The sequence below is a fragment of the Streptococcus sp. XMC genome, assembly GCF_021341835.1.
Lineage (GTDB): Bacteria > Bacillota > Bacilli > Lactobacillales > Streptococcaceae > Streptococcus.
On the sequence record NZ_JAJTNQ010000002.1, the window covers coordinates 122,979 to 149,818 of the forward strand.

The 26,840-nt window shown below is 44.3% G+C and carries 17 protein-coding genes; all 17 read right to left on the minus strand.

Features of this window, described 5'->3' with window-relative positions:
- Positions 1-156: 156 nt before the first annotated feature.
- A complete protein-coding gene (gene asp5, locus LXO72_RS05555) occupies positions 157-381 on the minus strand; it encodes an accessory Sec system protein Asp5 (protein WP_233331762.1) in 225 nt (74 codons plus the stop codon).
- Between the two features lies 1 nt (position 382).
- Complete coding sequence (asp4, locus tag LXO72_RS05560; RefSeq protein ID WP_233331763.1) at positions 383-571, minus strand: accessory Sec system protein Asp4; 189 nt, start codon at positions 569-571, stop codon at positions 383-385.
- Positions 564-1,919, minus strand: coding sequence for an accessory Sec system glycosylation chaperone GtfB (gtfB, locus tag LXO72_RS05565; RefSeq protein WP_233331764.1), 1,356 nt, complete (start codon positions 1,917-1,919; stop codon positions 564-566). Before gtfB ends, asp4 begins: the two co-directional genes overlap by 8 nt.
- Positions 1,903-3,417: an accessory Sec system glycosyltransferase GtfA gene (gene gtfA / locus LXO72_RS05570; RefSeq protein WP_233331765.1), complete on the minus strand. Its 1,515-nt coding sequence runs from the start codon at positions 3,415-3,417 to the stop codon at positions 1,903-1,905. Before gtfA ends, gtfB begins: the two co-directional genes overlap by 17 nt.
- A 10-nt stretch (positions 3,418-3,427) precedes the next feature.
- Positions 3,428-5,803 carry an accessory Sec system translocase SecA2 gene (gene secA2, locus LXO72_RS05575; protein ID WP_233331766.1) on the minus strand — a complete coding sequence of 792 codons (2,376 nt, stop codon included), beginning with the start codon at positions 5,801-5,803 and terminating at the stop codon, positions 3,428-3,430.
- Positions 5,804-5,849: 46 nt separating this feature from the next.
- Positions 5,850-6,305, minus strand: coding sequence for an accessory Sec system protein Asp3 (gene asp3, locus LXO72_RS05580; RefSeq protein ID WP_267913774.1), 456 nt, complete (start codon positions 6,303-6,305; stop codon positions 5,850-5,852).
- Positions 6,302-7,846 (minus strand): accessory Sec system protein Asp2, encoded by a 1,545-nt coding sequence (gene asp2 / locus LXO72_RS05585; RefSeq protein WP_233331768.1) that lies wholly within the window; start codon positions 7,844-7,846, stop codon positions 6,302-6,304. The genes asp3 and asp2 overlap by 4 nt, the downstream gene beginning before the upstream one ends.
- Position 7,847: 1 nt before the next feature.
- The gene (gene asp1 / locus LXO72_RS05590; RefSeq protein ID WP_233331769.1) at positions 7,848-9,425 is read right to left on the minus strand and encodes an accessory Sec system protein Asp1; all 1,578 of its coding nucleotides are present in this window, start codon (positions 9,423-9,425) and stop codon (positions 7,848-7,850) included.
- An 8-nt stretch (positions 9,426-9,433) separates the two neighbouring features.
- Positions 9,434-10,636, minus strand: a complete 1,203-nt coding sequence (gene secY2 / locus LXO72_RS05595; protein ID WP_233331770.1) for an accessory Sec system protein translocase subunit SecY2 — start codon at positions 10,634-10,636, stop codon at positions 9,434-9,436.
- A 289-nt stretch (positions 10,637-10,925) separates the two neighbouring features.
- Complete coding sequence (locus LXO72_RS05600) at positions 10,926-15,764, minus strand: accessory Sec-dependent serine-rich glycoprotein adhesin (protein WP_233331771.1); 4,839 nt, start codon at positions 15,762-15,764, stop codon at positions 10,926-10,928.
- Between the two features lie 239 nt (positions 15,765-16,003).
- Positions 16,004-19,651 carry an LPXTG cell wall anchor domain-containing protein gene (locus LXO72_RS05605; RefSeq protein ID WP_233331772.1) on the minus strand — a complete coding sequence of 1,216 codons (3,648 nt, stop codon included), beginning with the start codon at positions 19,649-19,651 and terminating at the stop codon, positions 16,004-16,006.
- A gap of 186 nt (positions 19,652-19,837) precedes the next feature.
- Positions 19,838-21,298: a glutamate--tRNA ligase gene (gene gltX, locus LXO72_RS05610; protein ID WP_233331773.1), complete on the minus strand. Its 1,461-nt coding sequence runs from the start codon at positions 21,296-21,298 to the stop codon at positions 19,838-19,840.
- 98 nt (positions 21,299-21,396) lie between these two features.
- Entirely contained in the window at positions 21,397-22,179 is a 783-nt protein-coding gene (locus tag LXO72_RS05615; protein WP_233331774.1) for an alpha/beta hydrolase, read from the minus strand.
- Between the two features lie 74 nt (positions 22,180-22,253).
- Complete coding sequence (locus LXO72_RS05620) at positions 22,254-23,915, minus strand: ribonuclease J (protein ID WP_117744767.1); 1,662 nt, start codon at positions 23,913-23,915, stop codon at positions 22,254-22,256.
- Positions 23,916-24,132: 217 nt separating this feature from the next.
- Positions 24,133-24,621 (minus strand): hypothetical protein, encoded by a 489-nt coding sequence (locus LXO72_RS05625; RefSeq protein ID WP_233331775.1) that lies wholly within the window; start codon positions 24,619-24,621, stop codon positions 24,133-24,135.
- Positions 24,622-25,188: 567 nt separating this feature from the next.
- Positions 25,189-25,947, minus strand: coding sequence for an ABC transporter ATP-binding protein (locus tag LXO72_RS05630; RefSeq protein WP_233331776.1), 759 nt, complete (start codon positions 25,945-25,947; stop codon positions 25,189-25,191).
- Positions 25,944-26,810 (minus strand): ABC transporter permease, encoded by an 867-nt coding sequence (locus tag LXO72_RS05635; protein ID WP_233331777.1) that lies wholly within the window; start codon positions 26,808-26,810, stop codon positions 25,944-25,946. Before LXO72_RS05635 ends, LXO72_RS05630 begins: the two co-directional genes overlap by 4 nt.
- Between the last annotated feature and the right edge of the window lie 30 nt (positions 26,811-26,840).

The following is a 26,840-nucleotide window of genomic DNA, read 5'->3' on the forward strand; positions in this document are numbered from 1 at the left end:
TTAGTCTATCATAGAAATGGAAGCTTGAAAAATATATATTTCATATAACTTCCATAAAAAATAGTTATCACCAGGAAGAAAAGATTGAGACGTGACAATCCCACTTCTGTTCCCATTCAAAGCCGCTACTTCAAGAAGAAGGTCCTTCCTATCCTTCTAAACCCGTGCAAAGAGCAGATAGATAAACAAGATTAAAAAGAAGAGGACACTAACGATCAGCGTCGCTAGCTTGATCCCTCGACGGGCTAGCCAATAGCTTGGTTTCCCTAGGTTACTGGTCGCATCTGTTGACAGCGATTGTTGTTGACGAGGTTGAAACATCACCAACAAGATTAGACTGATCGATAAAAGAAAAATCAGCACAACAAATAGCATTTCCATCTTAGCCTCCAAAAACTCGGAAAAGGGTAAGCAACACCCCCAACAAGATAACGAAACCGATGACAACATTTAAAGTCAGGTTGACGGTTTCTGAGCGCGTTGCTTTCTCTTTTTCTGCGGATCGTCGCTTCAGCGCATTCATCCGTCCTTCTACTTCTTTATAGAACAAGTCCTTCTTCTGATCAGACATCTCTATCACCTATCCCTTCTTGGAATCTCGAACGGAACTCTGCCTGTTCGATCGCATTAGACTGTGCAATTTGATTTGAAACTGCGTGTCGGTAGTTCTCTATTGATTGATAAACTTCCTTGATGCGTGCCACGAGTTCGTCTTTTTCTCCTTGCCTAAAGACATTTTCTTGAGCAAGATAAGGCGGGTCATGTAAGGTCTGTTCAAAGCCTAGGATCAGCTGTTGGTGCTCAAAGGCCTTACGAACAATTCCCTGTACCTCCCCAAAATGATTGATATCTAGATAGATACTGGATTGGTGAAGGAGCTCCTTGATCCGTTTCTGGCTAATATTCTGATACAAGACCAAATTGGGGTAGCGGACCAGAGACATGAGTTCTGGTGACATTTCTGTCACAGCAGCAACTCGGAAGGTCACATCCGGTAAGTGCTCTAACAAATAAGGCAAGGCTTCAATCTGATCTGAATTTGTTAATACAAAAGCATCCTTGCGAATATCGTCTTTGACAGCAAAATCATAGATATAACCAAGAGGGGCAAAACAATCCTTTTGCTCTGGTGATACCAACTCTAGGGCACGGCGATAGGTCTCCCTTTGAGGGATGAAAATCTTCTTCGTCCGTATCTCTGGACTATTAAGGATCAGTTGCATATTGCCTGGCAGACTATCCTGTAATGTCTCTTGCCAAACCAAGACATCCCGGCCTACCAGTCCCATTTTGCCAAGTTGCAAACTCAAAGCAAAAGACTGAGCCAGCGTATTAAAGAGCACTTGATCCAGAGCAAATCCTCGGTATTGGACATAAAAGACATAGAAATCTAGTCGATTTTTGAAAATCCGCATGGGCTCATGATCCAGCGTCAAAATCAGATCACCTGTTTGATGATTTTCTGTTAGGCGCTCCATCTCTTCTTCAAAGTAGGTGGTTAACAAAGGATTGCCCTGACCATCACAAGTGGTCACCGCTATTTTTCGACCGTATTGATCATAGTGATCCACTGCGCTTACTTGTCCCTCTTGATGGAACCACTCTACCCGTTCGACGATTCGTTTATGAGTAGTATCTTGGTAATAGATGCGTGCTTTTTCTTGGCCGTAGTAGGAAATCCGTCCACCAGATGCATCACCAGTGATTTCCCAAAAATCAGGGACTAAAATTTCGTTAAAGAAGCGCCCCCGTTTTTCACCTGTTGGTCGACCTAAAAAGTAAAGAAAAGGCGACTCTACTCCATCAGGTAAAAAGCCATTCGGTTCCAAGACGATCGTTGGATGCATGTAACCTGCTCTTTGTAAAGAATAGAGCAGATCTTGGCTCTCACGCGAAAACCGATCAAATACGTTCAGCATGGGTCACCTCCTCAATCAATCGAGACCAAGCTTTTTCAACCTTACTGGTCAGAAAATCTTCTGCACGCACATAAGATGCTTGACGCATGGATGGCATCTTTTGGCTCTGGTATAGCAAGCAGATCATTTCAGCAAAGGACCTCGCTATCCTGTCCACAACCTGGTCTGGTTCGGTCGGAAGCAAGTAGCCATTCTCCCCATCTCTAACAAAGTTCTGATTGCCATAGGGCACATCAAAGCCAATGATTGGAAGACCAGAACCAATGGCCTCCATCAGGGTCAGGCCAAAGCCTTCGCTGGTAGAAGCCGAAAGGTAGACTTCATAATCTTTGTAAATATCGGTCAAGTCCCTATGGCCTTTGAGCCGGATATAGTCCATCGCTCCTAACTCTTCAATCAGTGATTGCAACTTACCTTCCTCTCCACCTTTTCCATAAATATCAAAAGAAAGGGACGGTAGCTCTTTTTTGGCTTCGACAACTGCTCGAACTAACCAGTCGATGTGTTTTTCTGTCGCCAGACGCGAAGCAGTCATCAGAGAAAAAGGTCTACGAGAGTCGTTTTGCGGTAGACTGGCGAGACTTCCTACCGGAATGGTGTAAATAACAGGAGCATGAGGGGTATATTTGGCGAACTGCGCTGCTAAAACTTCCTTTTGGCGATCGGTTGCGACAATAAAGAAGTCCACCTTGTCCGCATTGGTAAATTGGTAATCGTAATAATTGTTCCACAAAATATATTGATCATCGGTATGATTGACACTATAGTGCTCCGCATGGACCACGACTCCTAGACGAGCTTTTTGGGTCTCTTCAAAAATAGGTTGGCCGATGTCAGTCTCCCGATCCAAAATCACCAGATCTTGTTTGGTCAAGTTGAGACTTTGCATAAAGTAGCGGATCAATTCCTGCCGGCCCAGGAGATAACGATCTGGAAAACGGTAAATCTCCTGACCATCTGCTAGCTGCATCCGATAGGCCACACTTCCATCCTCATTGTAGAAACGTCGCTCAATCAAGTTTGCTTGATTATTCTTGGGGATAAAGTACTCTGTACAGTAGCGAGTATAGGAAAAATAGTCTTTTCTGACTAGGATCCCTCTGGAAACATACTCACAGCGCTCTACATAGGGACTCTTTTCGTCCCGAAGATAGCAGGTCAAAAAACTGTCTTGGTCTTCATAGAAATAGCGCTTCACCTTCCCCGTGGTCTCTTCTCGCGTTGGCTTCCCAGCGAACCCAGCCAGGACTTGATCCACCGTATAAGTGGTTGGCGCAATTTTGATATCCGTAAAATGGGTGTAGATCCATATGATTTCATGGTCTTTAAATCCAATATTCTCTGTTAAGTGTTGAATATTGTCTGCTAATATCATATCCATAAAAATAAATTTTGCAGGTTCTTGGATCTGTCTTAGCAACTTGGCCCGATAGGCTTGTGCATACTCGACGCCACTACTGGCCCATCCAATCCCAAGATTGATATTGTATACTGTCATAAATCCTCTTTTATGGGAAATACAGGACAATTTCCCCTTTTGTATTGATTTCTACTCGACTGAGTAAGAGATTGCGAACCATCTGCTCTTTTGCCAAAGCCTTCATCCAATCAAAAGATAAAGAGGCTTCTTGGTAAAACTCGACCAGTGGATTCTTTTGACTGGCGTACTGACCAGACAAGGCCACACGTAATTGTTGCAAATAATCCACTTGTTCCACCCAATTTTCGTCAATAGCCTTTAAGAGCACCATCCGTTGAAATTGGGCGATTACCTCATCGGATTCCAGCCTTTGATATTTAGCAAGCAACTCAGAGCGAGCTAGCTCCCAGAGGAAATCCTCTTTTGCCTGCCTGGAAGGAAAGGCTTGATGGATCTGAGCAGGATCAACCTGATAACTGATATGATCTAAAATATAGTGATAGAAGGCAATCGGGTCTTGATACTTCTTATTTTTAGCCACTTGGGCAAACACTTCTCGAGCAATTTTCTCGATTAGTCCATCCAAACGTCTGTCCAGCCTGATCAACCGATCCCGCTCCTTATAAACCAAATCACGCTGAATGTTCATACTCTCTGCGAACTCTAAGGTCAAGCGACGACTAGCTTGCGCAGCACTTTCACTCGCATCCTGAGCTTGAGCGACGATGCGATGGTATTTCCTCCGAGTTAGAGGTTTGGCTTTTCGAAGTCGATCCTCTACGTCGTAATCTTGATACCTATCTTGGATCCAGTTTGGTCCCCAGTGTTTGATTAAATCATCCTCCAGAGAGACAAAAAACTTGGTTTTTCCGGGATCTCCTTGACGTCCTGATCGTCCTCGAATCTGGAGATCTATCCGGCGATTCATCATCCGCTCCGTCCCGACGACAACCAAGCCACCTAAGGCAGCTACACCCTGCCCTAATTTGATATCTGTCCCCCGACCTGCCATCGAGGTCGCAACGGTCACTGCGCCTCTTTGACCAGATTCAGCAATAATCTGCGCTTCACGAGAAGCCTTATTGGCATTCAACAGATTATGGGGAATTCCTTCACGAAGGAGAAGGTTTGAATACAAGACAGACATCTCAACCGAACCGGCAAAGATCAAAATCGGGTTTCCCTTTGCATGGACTTCTTTGATGTAGGCCATAGAAGCATAGACTTTTTCTGGCAAGGTCTGGTATATCTCATCTGGAAGATCCTGCCTAATCCGTTTTCGATTGGTTGGGATCTGAACCACTGACATGGCATAGGTCTCCAAAAATTCAGCTTCTGCAACCTTCCCGGTTCCCGTCATACCGCCAAGTTTTTGAAACATCTTGAACAAATTTTGGTAAGTGATCGAAGCCATGGCCCGTGTCTCTGGCGTCAAGGAAAGTCCTTCCTTGGCTTCAAGAGCCTGATGCAGTCCCCCTTGAAGACGAGTCAATTCCATAAGACGCCCCGTTGCTTGATCCAAAAGGACAAGCTCCTGTTCTCCTTTTTCATTCGAACGGACGACATAGTCCTTGTCCCTTTTATAGTGTTGATGCGCTTGTAAAGCCAGACTAATATGGCGGACAAGATCACGGTGCTCAGGATCATACAAATGCTTCAGGGATAGAAAAGCCTCAGCTGCTTTTACACCTTTTGGGGTCAACCACACCTGTTTCTTGTCCCCGTCGGCCTTGTACTCTTCACCTTCTTTGAAGGTTCGGATCAAGGTGTCTACAATCCCATATAGATTGGACTGCACGCGAGGAGAGCCCGAAATCACTAAGGGTGTCTGAGCACTATCCAATAAGATAGAATCGATTTCATCTACAATCGCATAGTTTAAATTTGCTAGGAATTGGCCATCAACAGAGGCGGTTAAATTTTCTGAAAGATAATCAAACCCCAAGCTGCTATTGGTGGTATAGACAATGTCAGATTGATAGAGCGACCGTTTCTTAGCTGGGGAGAGTTCCCCCTCAGTATCTTGAAGTGGAACTCCGACTGTCAAACCTAGAAAACGATAAATCTTACCCATTTCTTCCGCATCACGAGTTGCCAGATAAGTATTGGGGGTAATCACCATAACCCCCTTCCCTTCTATTGCATTCAGGTAGGCGGGCATGGTTGCCGTTAGGGTCTTTCCTTCCCCGGTTTCCATCTCTGCAATATTTCCTTGGTGGAGGACGATTGCTCCCATGACTTGGACATCGTAAGGAAACATCCCCAAGACTCGCTGAGAGACTTCTCTCACGACTGCATAAGCTTCTGCTAGCAAATCGTCTAGTGACTCTCCTTGTCGGAAACGACGGCGGAATTCCTCTGTCTTTTCTTGTAACTGCTGGTCTGTCAATTGGGACATCCGATCTTTCCAGCTATTCACCTCATTTAAGATCTTTTTTATTTTTTTCAATTTTATAGAATCCACTGGGTCCTCATTTACTATCCATCTGCTTGATCTATCTCAGAATACCTCATTGTTCAGACGAAATCGGTGAAATTGTGAAATAGCGAAAGGTAAACTCTTGCATCCCTGCGCTGAGGAGACGCACTTGGTAAGAATAGGCTTGCTCTGGATACACCAACTTAACTTGCCCTTCTGTACTGACCTGCCGGTCCACTATCTTGCCAAAACGATCCTGGCAAATAACTTCTAGCAGAACCGTATGAGCAGGCCTAGAAGTCATCTGAACTTCAACTACATAGGTCTGGCCTCTCTGTAAAAGAGGCAGACTGGGTGCCATCCGATCTTCCCCATAGCTTGTGAGGGATTTCCAACTTTTTAAGACTTGACCAGAAGGCATCAAAGGATTCGTAAATCGAATCTGATCTTCTGCTAGTCTTTCTATCACAGACCCCCACAAATAATCAACTGAAGAGATCGACCCCCAATAAAGGGGACGATCTTTTTGCTTTCTCATCCTAATCATCCACTTCTTCCAAAATCTCTTTCCATGATTTCTTTGTATTGGGTCAAGAACCACTCGATGATAGACTCCGTTGCATCATTGTGGCGACCCGGGCGACTTGAACTAATGATCCGAATAGGCTGGTGATAAAGAGCTTCTAAAATATCCGAGTAAGCCTTCTGGTCGTAGTCATCGTCTCTCATATAAGCCAAGGCTAAGAGAGTATCCTTTAACTCTGCCTGATGAAATCGATCCCAAAAACGCTTGTTCAAGGCCTCTATCCCTTCACTTGACACTCGACCAAGAAGCAATTGCATCATATCGAGCGAGGTTCCAAATTCATCCGGCCGTTTAAACTTCAGATTGGCAGCTACATCCCCAAGGTTGACAATCGGTTTCCCAACCAAGATCGCATGAGGTGAGTAAGAGGCTCCATAGTAGAGAGCTCCATAAGTGCCCATCGATAGACCTGAAAAGTTCAATTCTTTGGGACCAAATCCTAAGGATTGTAGATGGTCATCGATAAAATCCTGAATCTTCTTTTCCAACTCCGGAGAGCCTAGATAGAAGCATCCCCCCTCTAGACGTGGATCCGAAAAGAGAATAAAGGGCGCTCCCATATTTTTCATCATGGCAAAGCCTTCAAAGCCCTCTGCAGGACGATAACCGGAGAAATAGACATTCAGAGGTGGCTTCAGGTCTCCTGGATGGAAATAAGCAAAAATTTCCTGACGCTTGCTGTCTCTGAGAGTCTGTGAACCAAGAGCAATTTCTCCAAAAGGGCCATGAGAGAAGCGCTTGTGCAAAGCACCGATTATGAGTCGCCCCTGGCCCTTCCCTTCTAGTGAAAAGGATAGGTAATAACGATCGGGCTCGTCAATCAGAACCGGCCTTTCCAAATCTGCTTCTGAATAGACAAGCTCCTTCACTAAAGATCCCAAGGTCCCACTCTGGAAAAATTGGACCCGCAACTGGATCTGGCAGTCTGGCGTTTTCTCGTACTCTAGCCATAGATCTGTAGGAAGGTCCCCATCATACGAATAGGTGTTGACCCACTGGGCGATGGGAGTATATTCTTCTCCATATGAACCCTCTAACTCCAAAAAGTGTTTCCCTCTGACCGTTTGACTGCCTGCAAAGTCAGCTCTAACTCGTAACTCCCTGACACTAAAGGCATCCCCATACTGGCCGTCATAAAGGAAACGATGAAGTTGATAAAGAAAGGGAGCCTTATCGGAAAAATCCCAAGCCTTAGCCTGAACCAGTTGCATCAAATGATCCAGTTCTTCTGTAACTGACTCTTGATCATATACTTGATCATAGAAAACAGTGTAGGGCTGAAAGAGACCCTGCTCTTCTTTGAAGCTCAATAACCTCTCAGGATGATCCAGCACCAAGGCCTGAAACTCCTCGATACCTTGCTCCGCCATGTAGTCCTCTATCTGTAGAGGGGTTTGGATAGAAAAATAATGCCAGTTCAGACCTTCTGGAATTGTCACTTCTTCCTGCCAATTTGTAGGTCCAATTTGAAGAATATGGCCTGTTTCCAACTTCCTGTCCATTCTAGTTTTTCATCCATCCTTCCCATTTGGCGATCAAGCGCTGGCCTGTGTATTCTTGGATCTTTTCGACGGAATAAATCAGCGCTTCATTCCACGGTTTCAGATCTCTAAGGAAATAGTCTATCGCTTTTTCTAGTTCTTCCTCCATCTCCCCCAAGACATATCCATTTTTTAAATGGTCTACATACTCCGTATGGGTACGATTGATCTGAGGAATTCCTGCCGAAATGCCTGCAATTTGTGTATACAGATTGGGTTCCTCACTTACGTCTACTATTAAGCGAGTCTGTTCTAATTCTTTGATGATATCATTTTCGTTAAAGAAATTTCGAACCTTATAACGATCTAGCTTCTTTTCAAAGAGGGAGGCATCTTCGAGGAGGTGGTTTTCTCCCAGTTCTCGAGAATCAACCTGAACACCTAGAGAAGCTATCCCCATTTCGCTAGCCAAGTCTTCTAACTGATGTTCCAGTGCCGCTACGGCTTCATCAGAAGCATTGTAAATCGCGAAAACGACCTCAAACAAGGGATTTTTCGCTAAGATTTCATACATTTTCTGTAAAACGGATTGAGAGGGGAGATCCTTTTCATCCAGGTGGAAAAAGATTTTCGATTCCTTCCTCTCCTGACTGCTTCCCAACCTCAGCCGTGAATCAAAGGACGTCAGGCGATGGATCTTAGAAGCGAGACTTGGAGCAAGACCAAGCAAGTCCTGTTTCGTTTTTTCACTATCTGTCAGCACCAAGTCAACCTCTTTTAAAGAAAAATGAAGCGACGAATCTTCTTGAGATAAGGGCTGGCGTTGCCCATAAAAAGAGAGAACCTTTGAAACACCTAGTCCCACTTGTTGGACAAAGGGTAGATTGACCGGATGGGCTGCAATCACCAGACGATCTTGACCCGGAACCAGGTCTCCTAGGTTGGCTTTCAATTTTTCAGCAACCACTTCTCTCATGTCCGGATAGGTTTCTCGTTTAAACTGCTTCTGAAAAGCTTCATTGACAAAGACCATGTGGTTCGCATCTGTCAACAACTCTCTCAAGACCCAGTCTCCTTCGGGGGTTAGATAGTCTTGGAAATAGGGACTTCCCTCTTTGTAGTAAATAACACTGGAAATAAAGCCTCGGTCATCCAGATACTGTACATAAACCGTTTCCTTATCCTTTACCCGTCTCACTGAGAGGATATTCCCGTCTACCCCCAGATCGATATTAGCAATCTCCTGGCCACGACAGAACGCCACTATTTGAAAAGGCGTATAAGTAAAGCTTGTCTGAGCAGGCCATTCCAAATCCTCGACCTGAATCGGAAGCATCTCTTGATGAGGGGAAATCCCCTGAATGTGATCAAAAATCGACAGATAGTCTGTTTCTAACAAATCTTGCCGATGGAGGTCGTAACGCAATTGCGGGCAATAGTGCGGAATCACTAATTTCCGCTCCACTCCCGCTTCCTGGAAGACCCGAAGCTGGTGAATAGTCTCATCAAATTCAATCGTAGCTTGCGTCCAATACCAAGGCGTCATCCTACTGTGCCAAATCCGCTCACTGCCATACCAGGCTGGTATAAAGTAATACATAACAACTCCTAAAACAATCTTGTATAGCCTTGGTTCACGCGAAGGGCTCTAACTTCCTCTCGGATGGTCGACATCATCCCCACAAACATGAGAAAACTCCCTGGAATCATGGCCAAACGCAAAAGTCCTCTATCCCAGAGCAGAAGAAGGAAAGGCAATGCTGTAAACAGAATTAAATAAAGTGTCCCAAAGACCGTTAAACGAAAGACAATTCGATTGATGTACCGACGTGTCTCTTCGCCAGGATAAACGAAATCAATATACTCTGAGTTTTTCATCATCTTGTCCGCAATTTCTTCCTCATTGACCGTCACAAATGCAAAAGCAAAGGACAAAATTGCTATCATCAGACCGTAGAGCAGGATCCAAGCTGGCGCTCCTATTACCAACTCCTTTGCGATACTGGCAGCCCATGACGCACGGGAATTGATAGCTTGGACCAGCAAAAAGATATACTGCGGGATAGAAACCAAGGTCATGGCATACATAAAGGGCATCCCCCCAGCTGGATTGAGCTTGACCTCTAAAAAGGTGTGAGGTTTCAAACTATTATGAATCCCCAGCTTATTCACAGGGATCCGATAGCGAGCATACTCGATGCATACGACCATGAAAATAAATGCTAACAAGAGAGGCACTAGAAACAGGAGACCCCCACTCTTTGACAAGGTTCCAAGGACATCCTCTGGCAAGTACAGGAGCATCCCCGCCATCATGATCACAATAGAATTCCCCAAGCCTAGGGCCGTATTTAAATCAGCTAACCAGACCAAGAAAAAGGTTCCTGCAATCATTATCAAGGCATTGAGCGAGACGACTAGAAGGGGGCTCAGGTCTGTTTGTATGGGGAGATAAAGAGAGATGGCCAGAGATTGAACAAGAGCCAGAGCAAATGTCAGGTACATCTTCCGTCGCTCCACAAGGTCCGAACTGGTCCTCTCCAGGTTATGACGTTTAGATACCGTAAACAAGCGCCACAAAATCATGGAAGACATCCAAGGAGAAAGTCCAAGAGCGAAGATAGACATGCCACGAAGGTTCCCACCCATGATAGCACTCGTCAACTCCAGACCCCTTGCAGCACCTTCATTCACATTTAATACCTTTGCTAGGTCTACAAAGGGCAAGGTGATTTTACTTCCTAAAACATAAACAAAAACGAATAGGATCGTCCAAAATAATCGATTCCTAACTCCAGATTGTTTCATCATATCCTACTCCTCTACTCCCCCTTCTCTCGAATGCTTATCCTAACTAAGTCCTCTCATCAAATTTGACCATTTCACCTAAATGATTTCTGATCTATAAGAGAAAAAAGTTCTTCAGAAGATGATCTGAAGAACCACTATTCATCTAGCTTTTCTCCATTCATTATACCATATTTCACTAGGCTTTTCACCCGACATTCTCAATGAAAACCGACAAATCCTCCCATGGATCTGCCGGTATATCAGAAGAATCGAAAGAAGCAAATTTTCAATTTAAGAAAGATGATTGTATTTACTTTTTACGATGGAAAAATGAGGCCAAGCCTGCAAAGAAAGCTACTACAAGCGTGATGAACAGCTCACGTGACGTCACTCCTAGAGAGTCCGACGTCGATTTTGCTTCAGAGACAGAAGCAGCCGATTTCTCGCCAGAAGAGCTCATCTGAGGAGTCGCTTGACTTTGTGAATGGGATTGGCTTGCCGAGCTAGAGGTAGAACGACTCGTTGAAAGAGAAGTCGATTCTGAGGAGAGCTGGCTTGCTTTTGATGAAGCAAGTGTGCTCGCTGGCTCCTGAAGACTCGCCGAAGCAGACCCGTACACCACTGTAGATTCGTTTACCGCATTTGAAGCCAAGGCGGAAGCGGATGACCAATTTGATGCCTGTGACATAGAATGACTAGACGAAGTCGATTCATCTGTCGAAGTCGAAGACTGATCAGAAGCACTCGTTTGATGCGATGCTGAAGTCAAGATTGAGATGGACTCCGATACGGAAATTGACTCTGATTCACTGCTTGAGATTGATGCTGAATTCAATACTGATTCAGAGCTACTTACTGATACAGACTCACTAGTTGACACTGAATCAGATGTTGACTCTAACTCAGAAGCTTGCTTGCTTGAATCTGATTCGGATGCGCTACTTGAAACTGACTCAGAAGTTAAGGCTGATTCTGATACACTCATGAAAATCGATGCACTTAATTCTGACATACTTGTCGATGCTGAAGCTGAAACACTAGTTGATTCAGAACTCAACTCTGATGTTTGCTTACTTGAGGCAGACTCAGAAGCACTTGCTGAAACCGATGTAGAATTCAATTCCGATTCGGATGCGCTGACTGAAATCAATGCACTTGTTTCTGACACACTTGTCGAAGCCGAAGTTGAAACGCTTGTTGATTTCGAAGTCAACTCAGACACTGAGGCAGATTGAAGTTCAGAAGATTCCATACGAGCTACAGATTCTGATGTGCTAGTTGAGACTGATTCAGACGCCAAAGCGGACGCCAACTCAGAAGCTTGTTTACTTGAGATTGATTCAGATCTACTTACTGAAACGGACTCGGAACTCAAGACGGATTCTGAAGCGCTACTTGAAACTGACTCAGAAGTTAAGACTGATTTAGATAGGCTTGCCGAAATCGACGCACTTGCTTCTGAAGCACTTATCGATGATGAAGTTGACACACTAGTTGATTCCGAAATCAACTCAGATACTGAAGCGGATTGAAGTTCAGAAGATTTCATTTGAGCTACAGATTCTGAAGTACTTGCCGACGTTGATGCAATCGACTCTGATACAGACAACGAACCACTCAAGGATTCTGAAGATAACTTCTCTGATGCTGACAATGAACTGCTTGCTGAAGCAGAAACTGATAATTCTGATGCTGATGCTGAAGTACTTGTCGAAGCTGAAGAAATCGACTCTGATACAGACAGGGAGCCACTCAAGGATTCAGATGCGGATTTTTCTGAAGCTGACAGAGAATCACTTAACGATTCTGAAACGACTACTTCTGATGCTGATAACGAAGCACTTGTCGAAGCTGAAGAAATCGACTCTGATACAGACAACGATCCACTCAAGGATTCTGAAGCTAACTTCTCTGATGCTGACAACGAGCTACTTGCTGATTCTGAAACGGATACTTCTGATGCTGATACCGATGAACTTGTCGAAGCTGAAGAAACCGACTCTGATACAGACAGAGATCCACTCAAGGATTCAGAAGCGAATTTCTCTGAAGCAGATAAAGAACCACTTGCTGAAGCAGAAACTGATACTTCTGATGCTGATAACGAAGCACTTGTCGAAGTTGATGAAATTGACTCCGATACAGACAAGGATCCGCTCAGTGACTCGGATGCAGATTTCTCTGAAGCAGATAAAGAACTGCTTGCTGAAGCAGAAACGGATACTTCTGATGCTGATACTGAAGCACTTGTCGATGCTGAAGTAATTGACTCTGATACAGACAAGGATTCGCTCAAGGATTCAGAAGCGAATTTCTCTGAAGCAGATAAAGAACTGCTTGCTGAAGCAGAAACGGCTACCTCTGATGCTGATAACGAAGTACTTGTCGAAACGGAAGTGATCGACTCTGATACAGACAGGGAACCACTCAAGGATTCAGATGCAGACTTCGCTGAAGTCGACAACGAATTGCTTGCTGACGTTGATGCAACCAATTCTGACACAGACAGGGAGCCACTCAAGGATTCAGATGCGGACTTCTCTGAAGCTGATAGAGAGCTACTTGCCGAAGTAGAAACAATCGATTCTGATACAGACAAGGATGCACTTACCGACGCTGAGGCTGAGACCTCTGAATCATTCTGCAAATCAGACTGAGAAGAAGATAACGATTGAGATTCAAGTACCTGTGAAATCGATAGACTATCTGATACTGAATCGCTACTTGACATCGACTCAGATAATGACCTTGATTGACGATCCGATAGAGAAACAGCTGCAGACAGAGATTGAGACTCTGAAGCAACGACTTGTGAGTTACTTTCTGAGTAAGAGAGACTATCTTGTGCTGACATCGAATGAGAAGAGGAATAACGGAGTGATTGAGATGCCAATTCAGAAGCATTCATTCTTCGGTAATAGTAATTCACACTCTTCGATGGCGAGTAGCTAACTCCGGTCGAAACTGTATGATAAAACTTAGAAAATCCATCAGTGCCTTGCAAAGATGCATCATCTCCCACAATATGGCTACCACTCGACTGTCCTTGAGTTTCTGGGGCGGAAGTATACGGTTTACGGAAAGAATATTCTTTACCCGTTTTTTCATCCGTATAGCTTACCTTTTCTTTCAAGGAGAACCAACCTGAGATCTTTAACTTAAAGTTTTTTCCATCCGAAAACTCAGGAGTAACTGTAAGAGAATAATCTTCTTTCTTACTTTTTACCTCTCGCGTCTCAAGATGTTCAAAGGTTTCATTCCAATGGTCATGTCTAAAGGCCTTTTCATACACTAAGGTATAATTTGCAAGGTCGAATACAGTTCCGTTATCACTTTTCCGGTAATACCATTGTTTAGAAGGATCTAAGACATAATATTTTAAGGTGTAATCACCATTTGGGCTCGTCACTTCTCGGACAAGCTTAATATAGTGGTCTCTTGCCCCTCCTCTATAGGATTCGACAGTCTGTTTCCCAACTTCACTAAGATCAAAGACGCCAGACATTTTATTCTGATGATAGTCTACTAGCGGAACTTGAACAAAACCATCCAATTGTCGAGCAGCTGAAGCTGTGTACTCCTGACCTTCAATACCAACCTGGGCATAAGAGGCCAAAACAGTTTCCCTACCATTCGGGACGTAAGATCCTTGCCGGAACTCACCCTTGTCGCGAATGAGCTTGTAATAGGTGACATGTTCAGCACTTCGTGATGGAACAATGGCTGATACTATCGATGGTGCATAAAGACCTACATTTTTAGGTTCTACCACATCATAAAGCTGTTGAATCATAAATTTAGGAGTCTGGTAGCTCACACTTTGCATCCGTATAACTCCAGGTTTCCCATCATCATAAATTGAGTAAAAGACCCTGTATTGGCGGTTTGTATCTGAACCAACTAATTCCTTTGGTAAATCAAATTCAACTACACTATTTGCTTTAACTGTTTGAGCATAAACCTCCGTACCACTAGACTTTTTAACCAAGCGGAAGTATACGTCGACACCTTTAGGAGTCGTTGAACCAATCGAGCTACGATCGACGGATAAGGTTGCATAATAATCCAGAGGATCCGGCTTCACTCGATTAACGAAATCCCAAATAGCAAAGGTATAACGCGTCACATCATGGGTTTCAGACAGAGACTTATGAGTCGCAGGATCGAGGTTTATTACAGATTTATCTAAATGCGGATCCTTTTCGATGTCTTCATATTCCAAAGCAGGGTCTTTTACGCTAGCCCCATTTCGATCATCCAGATTAGGAGTGATATTGGACAACTCATCAGAATCCGTTACGGTTTCATAAATCGGTGCCAACTGAGCTGCAATGGCAGGTTTGCCGTTTACACTGCTATTCCCCACAAAACCCGATGCTTTCAGAGCAAGCATCATTTCATCAACAGACTCATTTAACCGTTGACGCTGCTCCACATATGCTTGCGTCGCAACATTTTCATGAAGCAACTGAGTACTGGTTGACAATTCTGTTTGCACCTTAGCGATCGCAACCGAGAGAGCTGCTTTCTGATCCGCATCTGTAAGGTTTGAGGCATAGTTCTCGGCCATCTGGGTCAATAAGGTCGCCTCTGACAGATTCTGTTCCAGACCAACTTTATCCGTTGCTCCTAGCACCCTTTCGGTCGTTTCTACGCTTGACTCTGATGTCGTCGCAGCTTCTGAGGTTGATTCGCTCAGAGACACAGTAAGGCTCTCAGAACCGTGCTCGCTTAAAGAGACAGAAGCACTTGTCGATTCTAGACTTTCTTCTGACATTGATCCAGCTTCAGAGACAGAACCAATCACTAAGCTATGGGCCTCTGCTAAGGTTTCTTTCTGTAATTCAGAGGTTGTCACCACATCAGCACTTGCTTCATCCGCATAAGCTGTATTGATAATAGCGGTGGCGCCAACAGCTGCTCCCGTCGCCAATAAGCCTTTCAGTACGAATTGACTTGTAGAACGGATCCCATCCCGCTCCTTCTCTGACTTCGTTATGACTGTTGTTTCTACTTCTCCACGAACAATTTTAAATAAACCTAAGGTAGAATTTTCAGAACGAACCCAGTGCTTCCCAGACTTGATTAATTTAAAACGAGTCGTTCGGTCCATCTCCCTAACTTTTCCATTCAAACGTTTAAAAAACATGAATATCCCCTCAACATTATAGTCATTAAATATTATACATTATTACTATACATATTCAAGTAATTTGATGTAGATAACAATTCCATTTTCAAAAAATTTCCTCCCCAAAAGCAATTGAATTTTATTTTCCTAAAATCCGTAAAATCTAGTAGGGTAAAACAGAAAAAAGAATCTCAAAATGAGATTCTTTTGTAAACACGCTGAAAATTAGATGGCTGTTTTCTCATAGAGAAACGTCATTATTCTTCCTTTTCTTTTTTACGGCGCCCCAATGCAGTTAAGCCTATAAAAGATGCTAGGGTACCCAATATGGTTAAACTTGCAGAGCCCTTTTCACCAGTTGCTGGAAGAACTGCTTCCGCTGAGTTTTCACTGTTGGACAGGGATTGGATGAGTAATTCTGAAGTCCCATTAGATTGGACTTCGCTTGTTGAATCCAGACCTGAAAGAGACTGAGAATGACGGATTGACTCTGAGTGACTTTGCGAGTCAAATGAAGACTCAGAGCGGGTTTCACTTGTTGAGATTGAACCACTCAGGGATTCAGATGTCGACTCGGTTAGACTAACTGAATCAGACTGACTCTCAGACCTAGACTCCGGTGTTGAGACAGACTCGCTTGTTGGAGCAGATTGACTCAAAGAACTTGAGATAGAAACTGAATTTCTTACCGACTCGGATTGAGAAGTTGACATAGATTCACTTACGGAAATTGAGGCACTCATTAATTCAGAGACTGACTCGGATAACACGGCTGATGTCAACTGGCTAGTTGAAGAAAATTGGGAAGCTGAGACCGACTCTCTTGTAGAATCCGAGATACTCAAAGAGACTGACTCTGATTCCAACTCAGAAGTCGAAGCTGAGTCACTTGTGGAAACGGATGTACTCAAAGACCCAGAGACACTCTCTGACAGGCTCTCAGATGCTAATCGGCTTTCGACAACCGACTCTGACTGGAAAGTTGAAATCGACTCACTTGCCGATACCGACTGACTGAACGACTCAGATTCAGAGGTAGAAAGAGATTCACTGGTGGAAACCGAAGTGCTCAACGATTTTGAGACAGATTCTGAAACACTTTCTGATGCAGACTGACTAATCGAATCGGATTCAGAGGTAGAAAGAGATTCACTGGCGAAAACCGAAGTACTTAACGATTCCGAAACCGACTCGGAGGTGCGTTCCGACACCGACTGGCTGACAGATTCGGATTGAGACCTAGAAACTGACTCACTGGCGGAAACTGAAGCACTCAATGATTCTGAGACAGATTCAGAAACACTTTCTGATGCAGACTGACTTAACGACTTGGACTCAGAGGTCGAAACGGACTCACTTACGAAAACCGATGTGCTTAACGATCCTGAGATTGACTCGGAGGTGCTTTCCGACACCGACTGGCTGACAGATTCGGATTGAGACCTAGAAACTGACTCACTGGCGGAAACCGAAGTACTTAACGATTCCGAAACTGACTCAGAAACACTTGCCGATGTAGACTGGCTGAGCGACTCGGATTCAGAGGTCGAAAGAGATTTACCGGCGGATACAGAGGTGCTTAATGATTCTGAGACAGATTCAGAAACACTTTCTGATGCAGACTGACTTAACGACTTGGACTCAGAGGTAGAAATGAACTCGCTTGCGGAAACCGAAGCACTCAAAGAATCAGAAACTGACTCGGAGACACTTGCTGATACAGAATGGCTAATCGACTCTGATTGAGAGGTTGAAACGGACTCACTGGCGGAAACCGAAGTACTTAACGATTCCGAAACTGACTCAGAAACACTTACCGATGTAGACTGACTAATCGAATCGGATTCAGAAGTCGAAAGAGATTTTCTGGCGGATACAGAGGTGCTTAATGATTCGGAGACACTCGCCGAGGTCGACCGACTGACTGATTCGGATTCAGAGGTCGAGATAGACTCACTTGTCGAAACTGAGATACTCAACGATTCTGAGACTGACTCAGAGGTGCTCAACGATTCTGAAACTGATCCTGAAACACTTTCTGATGCGGACTGACTAATAGACTCGGATTGAGACCTAGAAACTGACTCACTGGCGGAAACCGAAGTACTCAAGGAGTCAGAAACTGCCTCGGAAACACTTGCCGAGGCAGACTGGCTGACAGATTCGGATTGAGACCTCGAAACTGACTCACTTACGGAAACCGATGTGCTTAACGATCCTGAGATTGACTCGGAGGTACTTTCTGAAGTAGACTGACTGTTCGATTCAGAGATTCTTAATGACTCCGACTCGCTGACTGATGCAGACTGACTCTCCGATACCACCTCACTGACTGATTTAGACTCACTAACAGAAACCGAAGCAGATTCCGAAAGGCTCTCTGATTCTAGAACACTCAAAGATTGAGATGCCGCTGTTGATACCGAGAGACTTGTAGAGAGCGAGCTGCTTTGAGAAGCGACGATTGAGGTTGATGCACTTTCCGATTCTGAATAGCTCTCAGACAGAGACTCTGATAGCTCAGCCGATTGTGACCGCATTTGAGAAGTACTTTGCGCTTCAGATACACTCTGGGAATAACTGATTGAGAGCGACTTCGTACGAGGATCCTCTGTCAAAGGTACCTTCACAGTATTAGACGTCAAATCCTTGAAGACAACCGTAATTTCTCCAGTTGCAGAGACTGAATAGCTCTTAAAGTCTTTAGACGCTAACAGACGTGGGTTTGCCGCTTTGAACTTTTCCCAAACCTGCGCTTTTTCAGACTCAATCAGATTGGTCAAATCAGTCACCTGAGTATTAGAAGTCACTGGAGCAATCGGATTTCGGATACCATCATTTTGAGGCAAGACCTTAATGCGGAAAGAACGATCGAGAAACTGATTTCTAGCATTGGTAAAACGAACGGTTATCGTATACGTCTTCCCTGGTTCTACAACCTCTGTGCCTCCAACTTTTCCTTCGATTAACATAGGAGCAAAAGGTGATTTCAAGGTTGCATTGGGAACGAGAACACCCTCAACCCGTTCACTGTTGGGAGCATAACCCATATAGGTGAGAATGACCCCACCATTCTGCTCTCTCACAATGTACTGCAACCGAATCGGATCTGAATTATAAGCTGTGATCAGATGATTATTTGCTGGACCACTCATGATAAAAGGAGCACGAAAAGCACTGTCCACTTCTAAGGCACTACCTGTACGCGGGTCTCTCTCCCCTGATTGTTCTCTTAACACAGAATTGACCAAGCGATTCCGAACAGACTTGGCCTGAAGAAGCGTCGCCTCTCCTTCTTGACCTGGATTGGCTAATTGGTTGCGGATAGCCTCCAGAGCTTCTTCCGCTTCCAACACAAGTCCCTCTCCATCCTTCAATTCTTTCGCTTGCTCTATATAAGAATAAAGGTCTTGAGCTATACGTTGAAGCTGTTTATCCTGAGCAGGATCTGAGACGGCTACAGACTCCTGATCCCCATTTGAAAGGACGCTAGTTTCCGCCATTGAAGTAGAGGGAACTGCTGAACTCGTCATAGATAATGTAGTAGAAAGCGAATCACTCTGTAACTCTGATGGAGACCACTCGCTCGTAGACAGACTTGTCGTGGACGACTGTTCCACACTGCTCAACACCAAGCTATCCTTACCTACTACGCCCACTTCCGAAGCCACTTCTGACTGCAAAGTTGGGCCTGCTAGCTCGTCAGCATCCGTTGGATGCGCAATTGACGTCGCACCCATAATGGATCCAGCAGCAATCAAGCCTTTTAAGGCTATGGAGCTTGGAACATCCATACTAGAATGATTGGAAACATCTATTTCTTTTTTAGCTCGCAAAAAAGAAGCATTCGAACAGGCTACTCGAATCCAATGTTTCCCCGATTTTATTAACTTAAATCTCGTCACTCTATTCCATGTTTTTTTCAGCAAGGTAAGGATGCCCCTCTCTCCTCAAAAATTATTCTCTCTTGATTATACATGATTGAATCCTATTTTCAATCATTTTGGCTAGATCTATGCTCGATCTCAGAAAAAAAGCCATCGAATCGATGACTTTTTAAAAATGAACAGCATGTTTTTAAAAGCTGGTTCCTATTTTACAATTTCTTCCAACATTTTTTCAATGTGTTGGATGGATTTCTCACGTCCAAGCAAGTAGATGGTATCTGGCAATTCAGGACCATGCATTTCACCTGAAACAGCGATACGGATTGGCATGAAGAGATTTTTCCCTTTGATACCAGTTTCTTTTTGGACCGCTTTGATTTGTGGGAAGATATTTTCTACCACAAACTCATCGTCTGACATGGCTTCGAGTTTGGCTTTAAAGGCCTCAAGTACCGTTGGCACTGTTTCACCAGCCATGACTTCTCGCTCAGCTTCTGTCAATTCTGGGAAGTCTGAGAAGAAAAGGTCTGTCAATGGAACGATTTCATCCACTGACTTCATTTGTGGTTTGTAGAGTTCAACCAATTTCTCAGCCTTGTCTGTCAAGCGTCCTGCTGCTTCAAGGAATGGTTTGGCCATTTCAAAGATGGTCGCAAGGTCTGCATTCTTGATGTAGTCATTGCTCATCCAGTCAAGTTTCTTCTGATCGAAGGCTGCTGGAGACTTGCTGAGACGGTTTTCGTCAAAGAGTTTGATGAGTTCTTCGCGAGAGAAGATTTCATCTTCCCCACCAGGATTCCAACCAAGAAGGGCGATGAAGTTAAAGACTGCTTCTGGAAGGTAACCTTTCTTACGGTAATCTTCGATAAATTGAAGAGTGTTGGTATCGCGTTTAGACAACTTCTTACCAGTTTCAGAGTTGATAATCAAGGTCATATGACCAAACTCTGGTGCTTCCCATCCAAGAGCCTCATAAACCATAAGTTGTTTTGGTGTATTGGCAATGTGGTCGTCTCCACGGATAACGTGAGAGATTTGCATATCGTGGTCATCAATCACAACGGCAAAGTTGTAAGTTGGATAGCCATCTTTCTTTTGGATAACCCAGTCTCCGCCGATATTGCCACCTTCAAACTCGATATCACCTTTGACCATATCATGCCATTTGTAGATACCTGACTCATTGACTGCCAAACGAACCGTTGGAATCACACCTGCCGCTTCGCGTTCTGCGATGTAAGCCGCTTTTTCTTCTTCGCTCATGCCGAGGTATTCGTTGATGTAGCGAGGTGTTTCACCAGCTGCTTCTTGGCGTTCACGTTCCGCTGCCAACTCTTCTTCTGTAACGTAAGATTTGTAGGCTTTTCCTTCAGCCAAGAGTTGATCGATGTATTTTTGGTAGAGTTCCAAACGCTCAGACTGGCGGTAATTTTCATGAGTCTCTGGACTTTCATCCCAGTCCATGCCCAACCAACGAAGGTTTTCCAGCTGGGAACGTTCGCCATCTTCGACGTGGCGCTTACGGTCCGTATCTTCGATACGGATAATAAAAGTTCCACCATGATGGCGCGCATACAAGTAGTTAAACAATGCTGTACGGGCATTTCCGATGTGTAGTAGTCCGGTTGGACTTGGTGCATAACGCACACGAATATCTTTAGTCACGTATGTTTCTCCTAATTGTTCATTGATTCTGGGCTTCTCGTCTAACTGGCCCAGGCACTTTTCACTCTATTATAGCACATCTCCAAAGGAGTAGCTTCCTAATCGAGTCGTTCTTCTAGTTCAAAATCGATTGGCAGGGTTGCTAAGAAATGCTCCAACTCCCGCTCCCAATAAAACCATTCATGTTTTCCTGGTCCATGGTTGTAGGTGATATCAAAACCGAGGTCCTTCAGATGATCCACAGCTGTATTGTTGGACTCATACAGAGCATCCTGCTCGCCACACCACGCCCATAAGACCGTCTTTTTATCTGAGTACTTCTCCGCAATGCTTTCCAAGGAGTAAGGACTCGTCGTCCAATCTTCTAGCTCTCCAAAGACCCCTTGCCAATAAGCCTTACTGCCAAGATCGGTATCTGCTAGTTGACGCCCCTCAAAGCTAAGAGCACCAGAAAAACTAGCAGCATGCGAGAAGCGATTGGTTTGAAGGGCCAGTTTAAAAGATCCATAGCCCCCCATCGATAGGCCAGCAATAAAGGTCTTCTCCCGCTTCTTAGTCATATTGGGGAAGAAGCGGGCCAAGGTCTTAGGCAATTCCTCTGCGATGGCTGTGTAGTAGGAATAACCATACTGGGTATCCGTATACCAACCATTATTGGTATTAGGCAAGACAACAATCAGATTGGTCGAGCGTAGGATCCGTTCGACATTGGTCCGTTTCAACCAAGAGTACTGATTGCCATTCATCCCATGAAGGAGATAGAGGACCGGGATATCTTGATCATCTGGATTTTCCACCCGAGACGCATCTGGGTAGAGGACGTTGATCCCCCATTCCATTGCGAGCGCTTCTGAATAGTATTCAATTTGCATTACTGCCATCTATCTTTCCTCACTATTTCTTCTTTTCCTTGACAAGAAAAAGCCGACGATCGACTTTTCCTCTTATCTTAATCCTAGCGTACTTCCATGACGACTGGCAAGATAGCTGGTCGACGTTTGGTCTGGTCAAAGAGGTACTTGGCCAAACTATCACGAACAGCACCCTTGAGCTCGCCCCAATCGAAGCTGTCCTGGGCTAAGTATTCTTCCACACTTTGGTTGACGATCTCTGCACTTTCGCGCAAGATATCGCGACTCTTCTTCACATAGATAAAGCCACGGGTGTGAACTTTTGCCTTTGAGATAATGCGTTTTTCACGACGGTTAACCGTAATAGCCACAATAAAGATACCATCTTCTGAAAGGACTTTCCGGTCACGGAGCACGACATTTCCTACATCCCCAATGGCATTCCCATCGATGAGGACATCTCCAGCAGAGACGCTACCTGCAGGAACGAAGTCACCATTGTCATATTCCATGATGGTGCCTTTTTTCGGAATGAAAATATTTTCAGGCAAAATCCCCACTTCCATAGCAAGCCGTGCATGGGCATCCAATTCGCGGTATTCCCCTTGGATTGGGAAGAGATAGTTGGGACGAAGGAGGTTGATCATCAATTGAAGATCACGCGCATTTCCGTGTCCTGATACACGCAAGCTTTGAGTAATCGCTTTAACGACTCCGCCTGCTTGATAGACCATGTTTTCGACACGTGCCATAACCGCTTCTTTGGCGATAGATGGAGTTGTTACGATATAGACCAAGTCGCCATCCTTGATTTCAACATAGCGGTGACGGCCAATGGACATTTTACGGAGTCCGTTGATTGGTTCACCCATCCGCCCCGTTTCAAGAATAATCAATTCATGATCCTCAAAACGAGACATTTCTTTTGGCTTGATCAATATTTTTTCGTTGGCCAAAGACAGTTTATTTAAACGAATCCCTGTCCGGACAATATTTTCTACGTCAAATCCAGTCAAAACAACCCGGCGCCCTGTCTCTGCAGCTGCGTCAAAGACTTGCTGGATCCGTGATAGGTTACTTGCAACAGCGGCTACAATGATACGGCCATCCCAGTCAGCAATGGTATCTAGGATTTCATCCCCAACCTCTTGCTCACTAGCCACTTGAATTTTACTATCAGCATTGGCAGAGTCACTCAAGAGAGCGAGGACGCCTTCTTGTCCAATCTCTGCCAAACGAGCAAAGTCAGTCGCATAAAACTCACTCGCTGTCTGGTCAAACTTGAAATCTCCGGTATAGACGATATTTCCTTCAGAAGTCTTGATGACAATTCCTAAACTTTCTGGAATAGAGTGGGTTGTCTGGAAGAAGGAAACAACGGTTCCTCCAAAATCAATCTCTGAGTTGGCATCGATCACATGGAAGTCATTGAACTTCTTGACACTATCATTGCTCTTGACAAAGAGCTTGGCCAACTCGATGGTCAACTCTGACCCAAATACGGGAACTTTAGCCTCCGCTAAAAGATAGGGAAGGGCTCCAATGGCATCCGCATGCCCGTGCGTTAAAAAGACTCCTGCGATACGATCGCTATTCTCAAAGAGGTAGTCCATGTTGGGAATAACGACATCGACCCCTAGTTGTTCATTTTCTGGATACTTGAGACCAGCATCCAAAACAAAAATAGAGTCATTTACTTCAGCTATGTAGAGGTTTTTCCCGTTTTCACGGACTCCACCTAAAGTAATCAACTTAATGTTACTCATGTTTTCTCCTTTATGTGATGGTTCATACTTACGGTCCTTGGCTCACCAAGTCGAATTACAGTTTTGCAAATTTCTTGCATATCTAGAACATTATACTATTTTTTCACGATTTTTTCAAAAGTCAGATCAAACAAAAAGCCCTCCACCATCTGATGGAGGAACCTTTACTAAGACCAAAGACGATAGCCTAGATTGTCAACTTTGTCAAAAAGAGACCCTAGTCCGTATGATAGTCATTTTTCTTATTCTCAATCACCCGTATCGCTGCCTTGATGACATGAAACTCATTTAGCAGTTCTTCTAGGTGGTGGTAATTCCGATCGCTGAGAGCCCCTTTCTTAAGGGTTTGAGACAAGCTATAAAACCGATCAACATGCTCATCAATATTGGCCAGCAATTCTTTGGCTTCTTTCAACCGGTAGCGATTCAGGAGCTTGCTTTGACTATGTTTATAGGCGAGCACATTCTCACGATGAATGTCTTGACAGACTTCCTTCTGTTCTTCATCCACCTTCAAATTGACCGCTTGGAAGCAGGTAATAAACTCCCGATTCTTCAGATCACACACAAAGACGACACCGTCCTCTGCTACATAGGCTTCCGTATCGGGTCGTTGATCAAAACTGCTATCAAAATGATGAAGCGAGGGTACGTGTTGATTGACCCAGAGTCTCAACTGCTCGTTATCGACTCCAAATCGTTCCATTGCTCTTTCTTTAAAATGATCTCGACAGCTATATTCATGTGCATATGGCAATCCCACAGCCCTCACCTCGACTTTCTACCACGACAGACAAAAAGACCTCCAGTCTTACGGGACTAGAGGTCTGGTCTGCTTCACTGACAAGAGGCGATTAACCATTTAGGCTAACGAAAACAACAGTTATGATTTTCATTTCTTTTCATGGTACGATTCACATACCAGTGGTTTTCTTTGCAAGTTCTCTTTCAGTTTTGTTACAAAGCACTCAGTTGAGCATACCGAAGTTCGAAAACCATCTAAAGCTTCCACTACTATTTCCACGTATTTCAATGTCATTTAGTAAGTTAAGCAGACTTACTTGACGGCTCAACCGATTTAACATTTCCGACGTTCTGGCTTTTCTATAAAAAGCACGATCAAGTGTCAGCGAAGGCAAACCTAAAACGAAGTAACCTAATGTATGAATCTATAAGGCATTGGTATCAACCCCTTCTCCCTTATCTTCACCTATAGTATACTCCTTTAATATCAGTATTGCAAGCGATTACACACTGAAACTAGTTTCTAAATTTACTCAAAGAAACGGTAGTAATCAGTCAAGGCCATCTTAGCCTTTTCCTCTTGATTCAAGTCCTGGATAATCTTTCCATCCTTCATGACAATCAAGCGATTTCCGTACTTGAGCGCATCCTCCATATGATGGGTAATCATCAAGGCAGTCAGGCGATCTGTTTTGACAAAACGATCCGTCAGCTCCATCAAGGATTGACTCGTCTTGGGATCGAGGGCGGCTGTATGCTCATCCAAGAGCAAGAGTTCTGGCCGTTTCAGGGTAGCCATCAACAAGCTCAGAGCCTGACGTTGTCCACCAGATAAGAATTCTACCGACGTATCGGCATGCCTTTCTAAACCATTGCCAATCTGGCTCAAAACCTCTTTAAATTCGTCTTTGTACTGGGCAAGGCGACGAGGAACCAAGCCCCGCTTTTCTCCTCGGAATTTTGCAATCAGGAGATTCTCAGCCACTGTCATACGTGGGGCTGTCCCCATCTTTGGATCTTGGAAGACACGGGATAGGTATTTTGCCCGTTTTTCTGGACCATAGTGAGTCACATCCTCTCCCTTAATCAAGACTTGACCACTGGTCAGAGGAAGGGTCCCAGCCAAGGTGTTGAAGAGGGTTGATTTCCCAGCACCATTGCCCCCAAGAATGGTGATAAAGTCATGCTCATGAATCTCCAAAGAGACATTATCCAAAATGACTTTTTCTTCATTCAAGCCATTATTCACCACGATGGTGGCATTTTTTAATTCTACAATTGCAGTCATTTGCTGAGTTTGACTCCTTTCAGCAGTTTCTCTTTAAAGGTTGGAATCATGAGACAGATTGCCAAGATGATAGCACTAAAGATACGGATGTAGCTAGTATTGACACCGATGGCAATCACAGCCCAAATCAAGAATTGATAAATGATTGATCCAATAACGATACTGAGCAAACGTTCTGCTAAGGTTAGTTTTGAGAAAAGGACCTCTCCGATAATCAAGCTGGCCAAGCCAACGACGATGACCCCGATTCCTCGAGAAGCATCTGCATAACCTTCTTGTTGGGCCATCAAGGCACCTGACAAGGCAATAATCCCATTAGAAACCACTAGTCCCATCAACTCCATCCAGCTGGTATGAATCCCAAAGCTCTTAGCCATCTCAGGATTATCCCCTGTCGCAATATAGGCCTGCCCCAATTTGGTATCCAAGAAGAAGAGCATAGAGGCAATCACTAGGGTCACAAAGATGATCCCAATGATAATCTCATTTACGCCACTGGCAATAGGAATCATATCTTGGATTTTTGAGTATCCTAATAAGCCTAGGTTAGCCCGTTGCATCACAAAGAGAATGACTGAGTTACAGGAAGTCATCACCAAAATCCCTGATAACAGCGTCGGAATCTTCCCTTTGGTATAAAGAAGACCTGTTGCTAATCCAGCCAAACAACCCGCACCAACGGCGGCTAGGGTGGCTAGCAAAGGATGAACCCCTTTGGTGATCAGAGTTACCGCAACGGCTCCCCCTAATGGGAAAGAGCCCTCTGTAGTCATATCTGGGAAATCCAAGATACGAAAGGTCATAAAAATCCCCAGTCCCAAAATAGCCCAGATCAAGCCTTGTGAAATAATCGAAATAAGCATATCTTTGTCCTAACTATTGTAAATATCCTC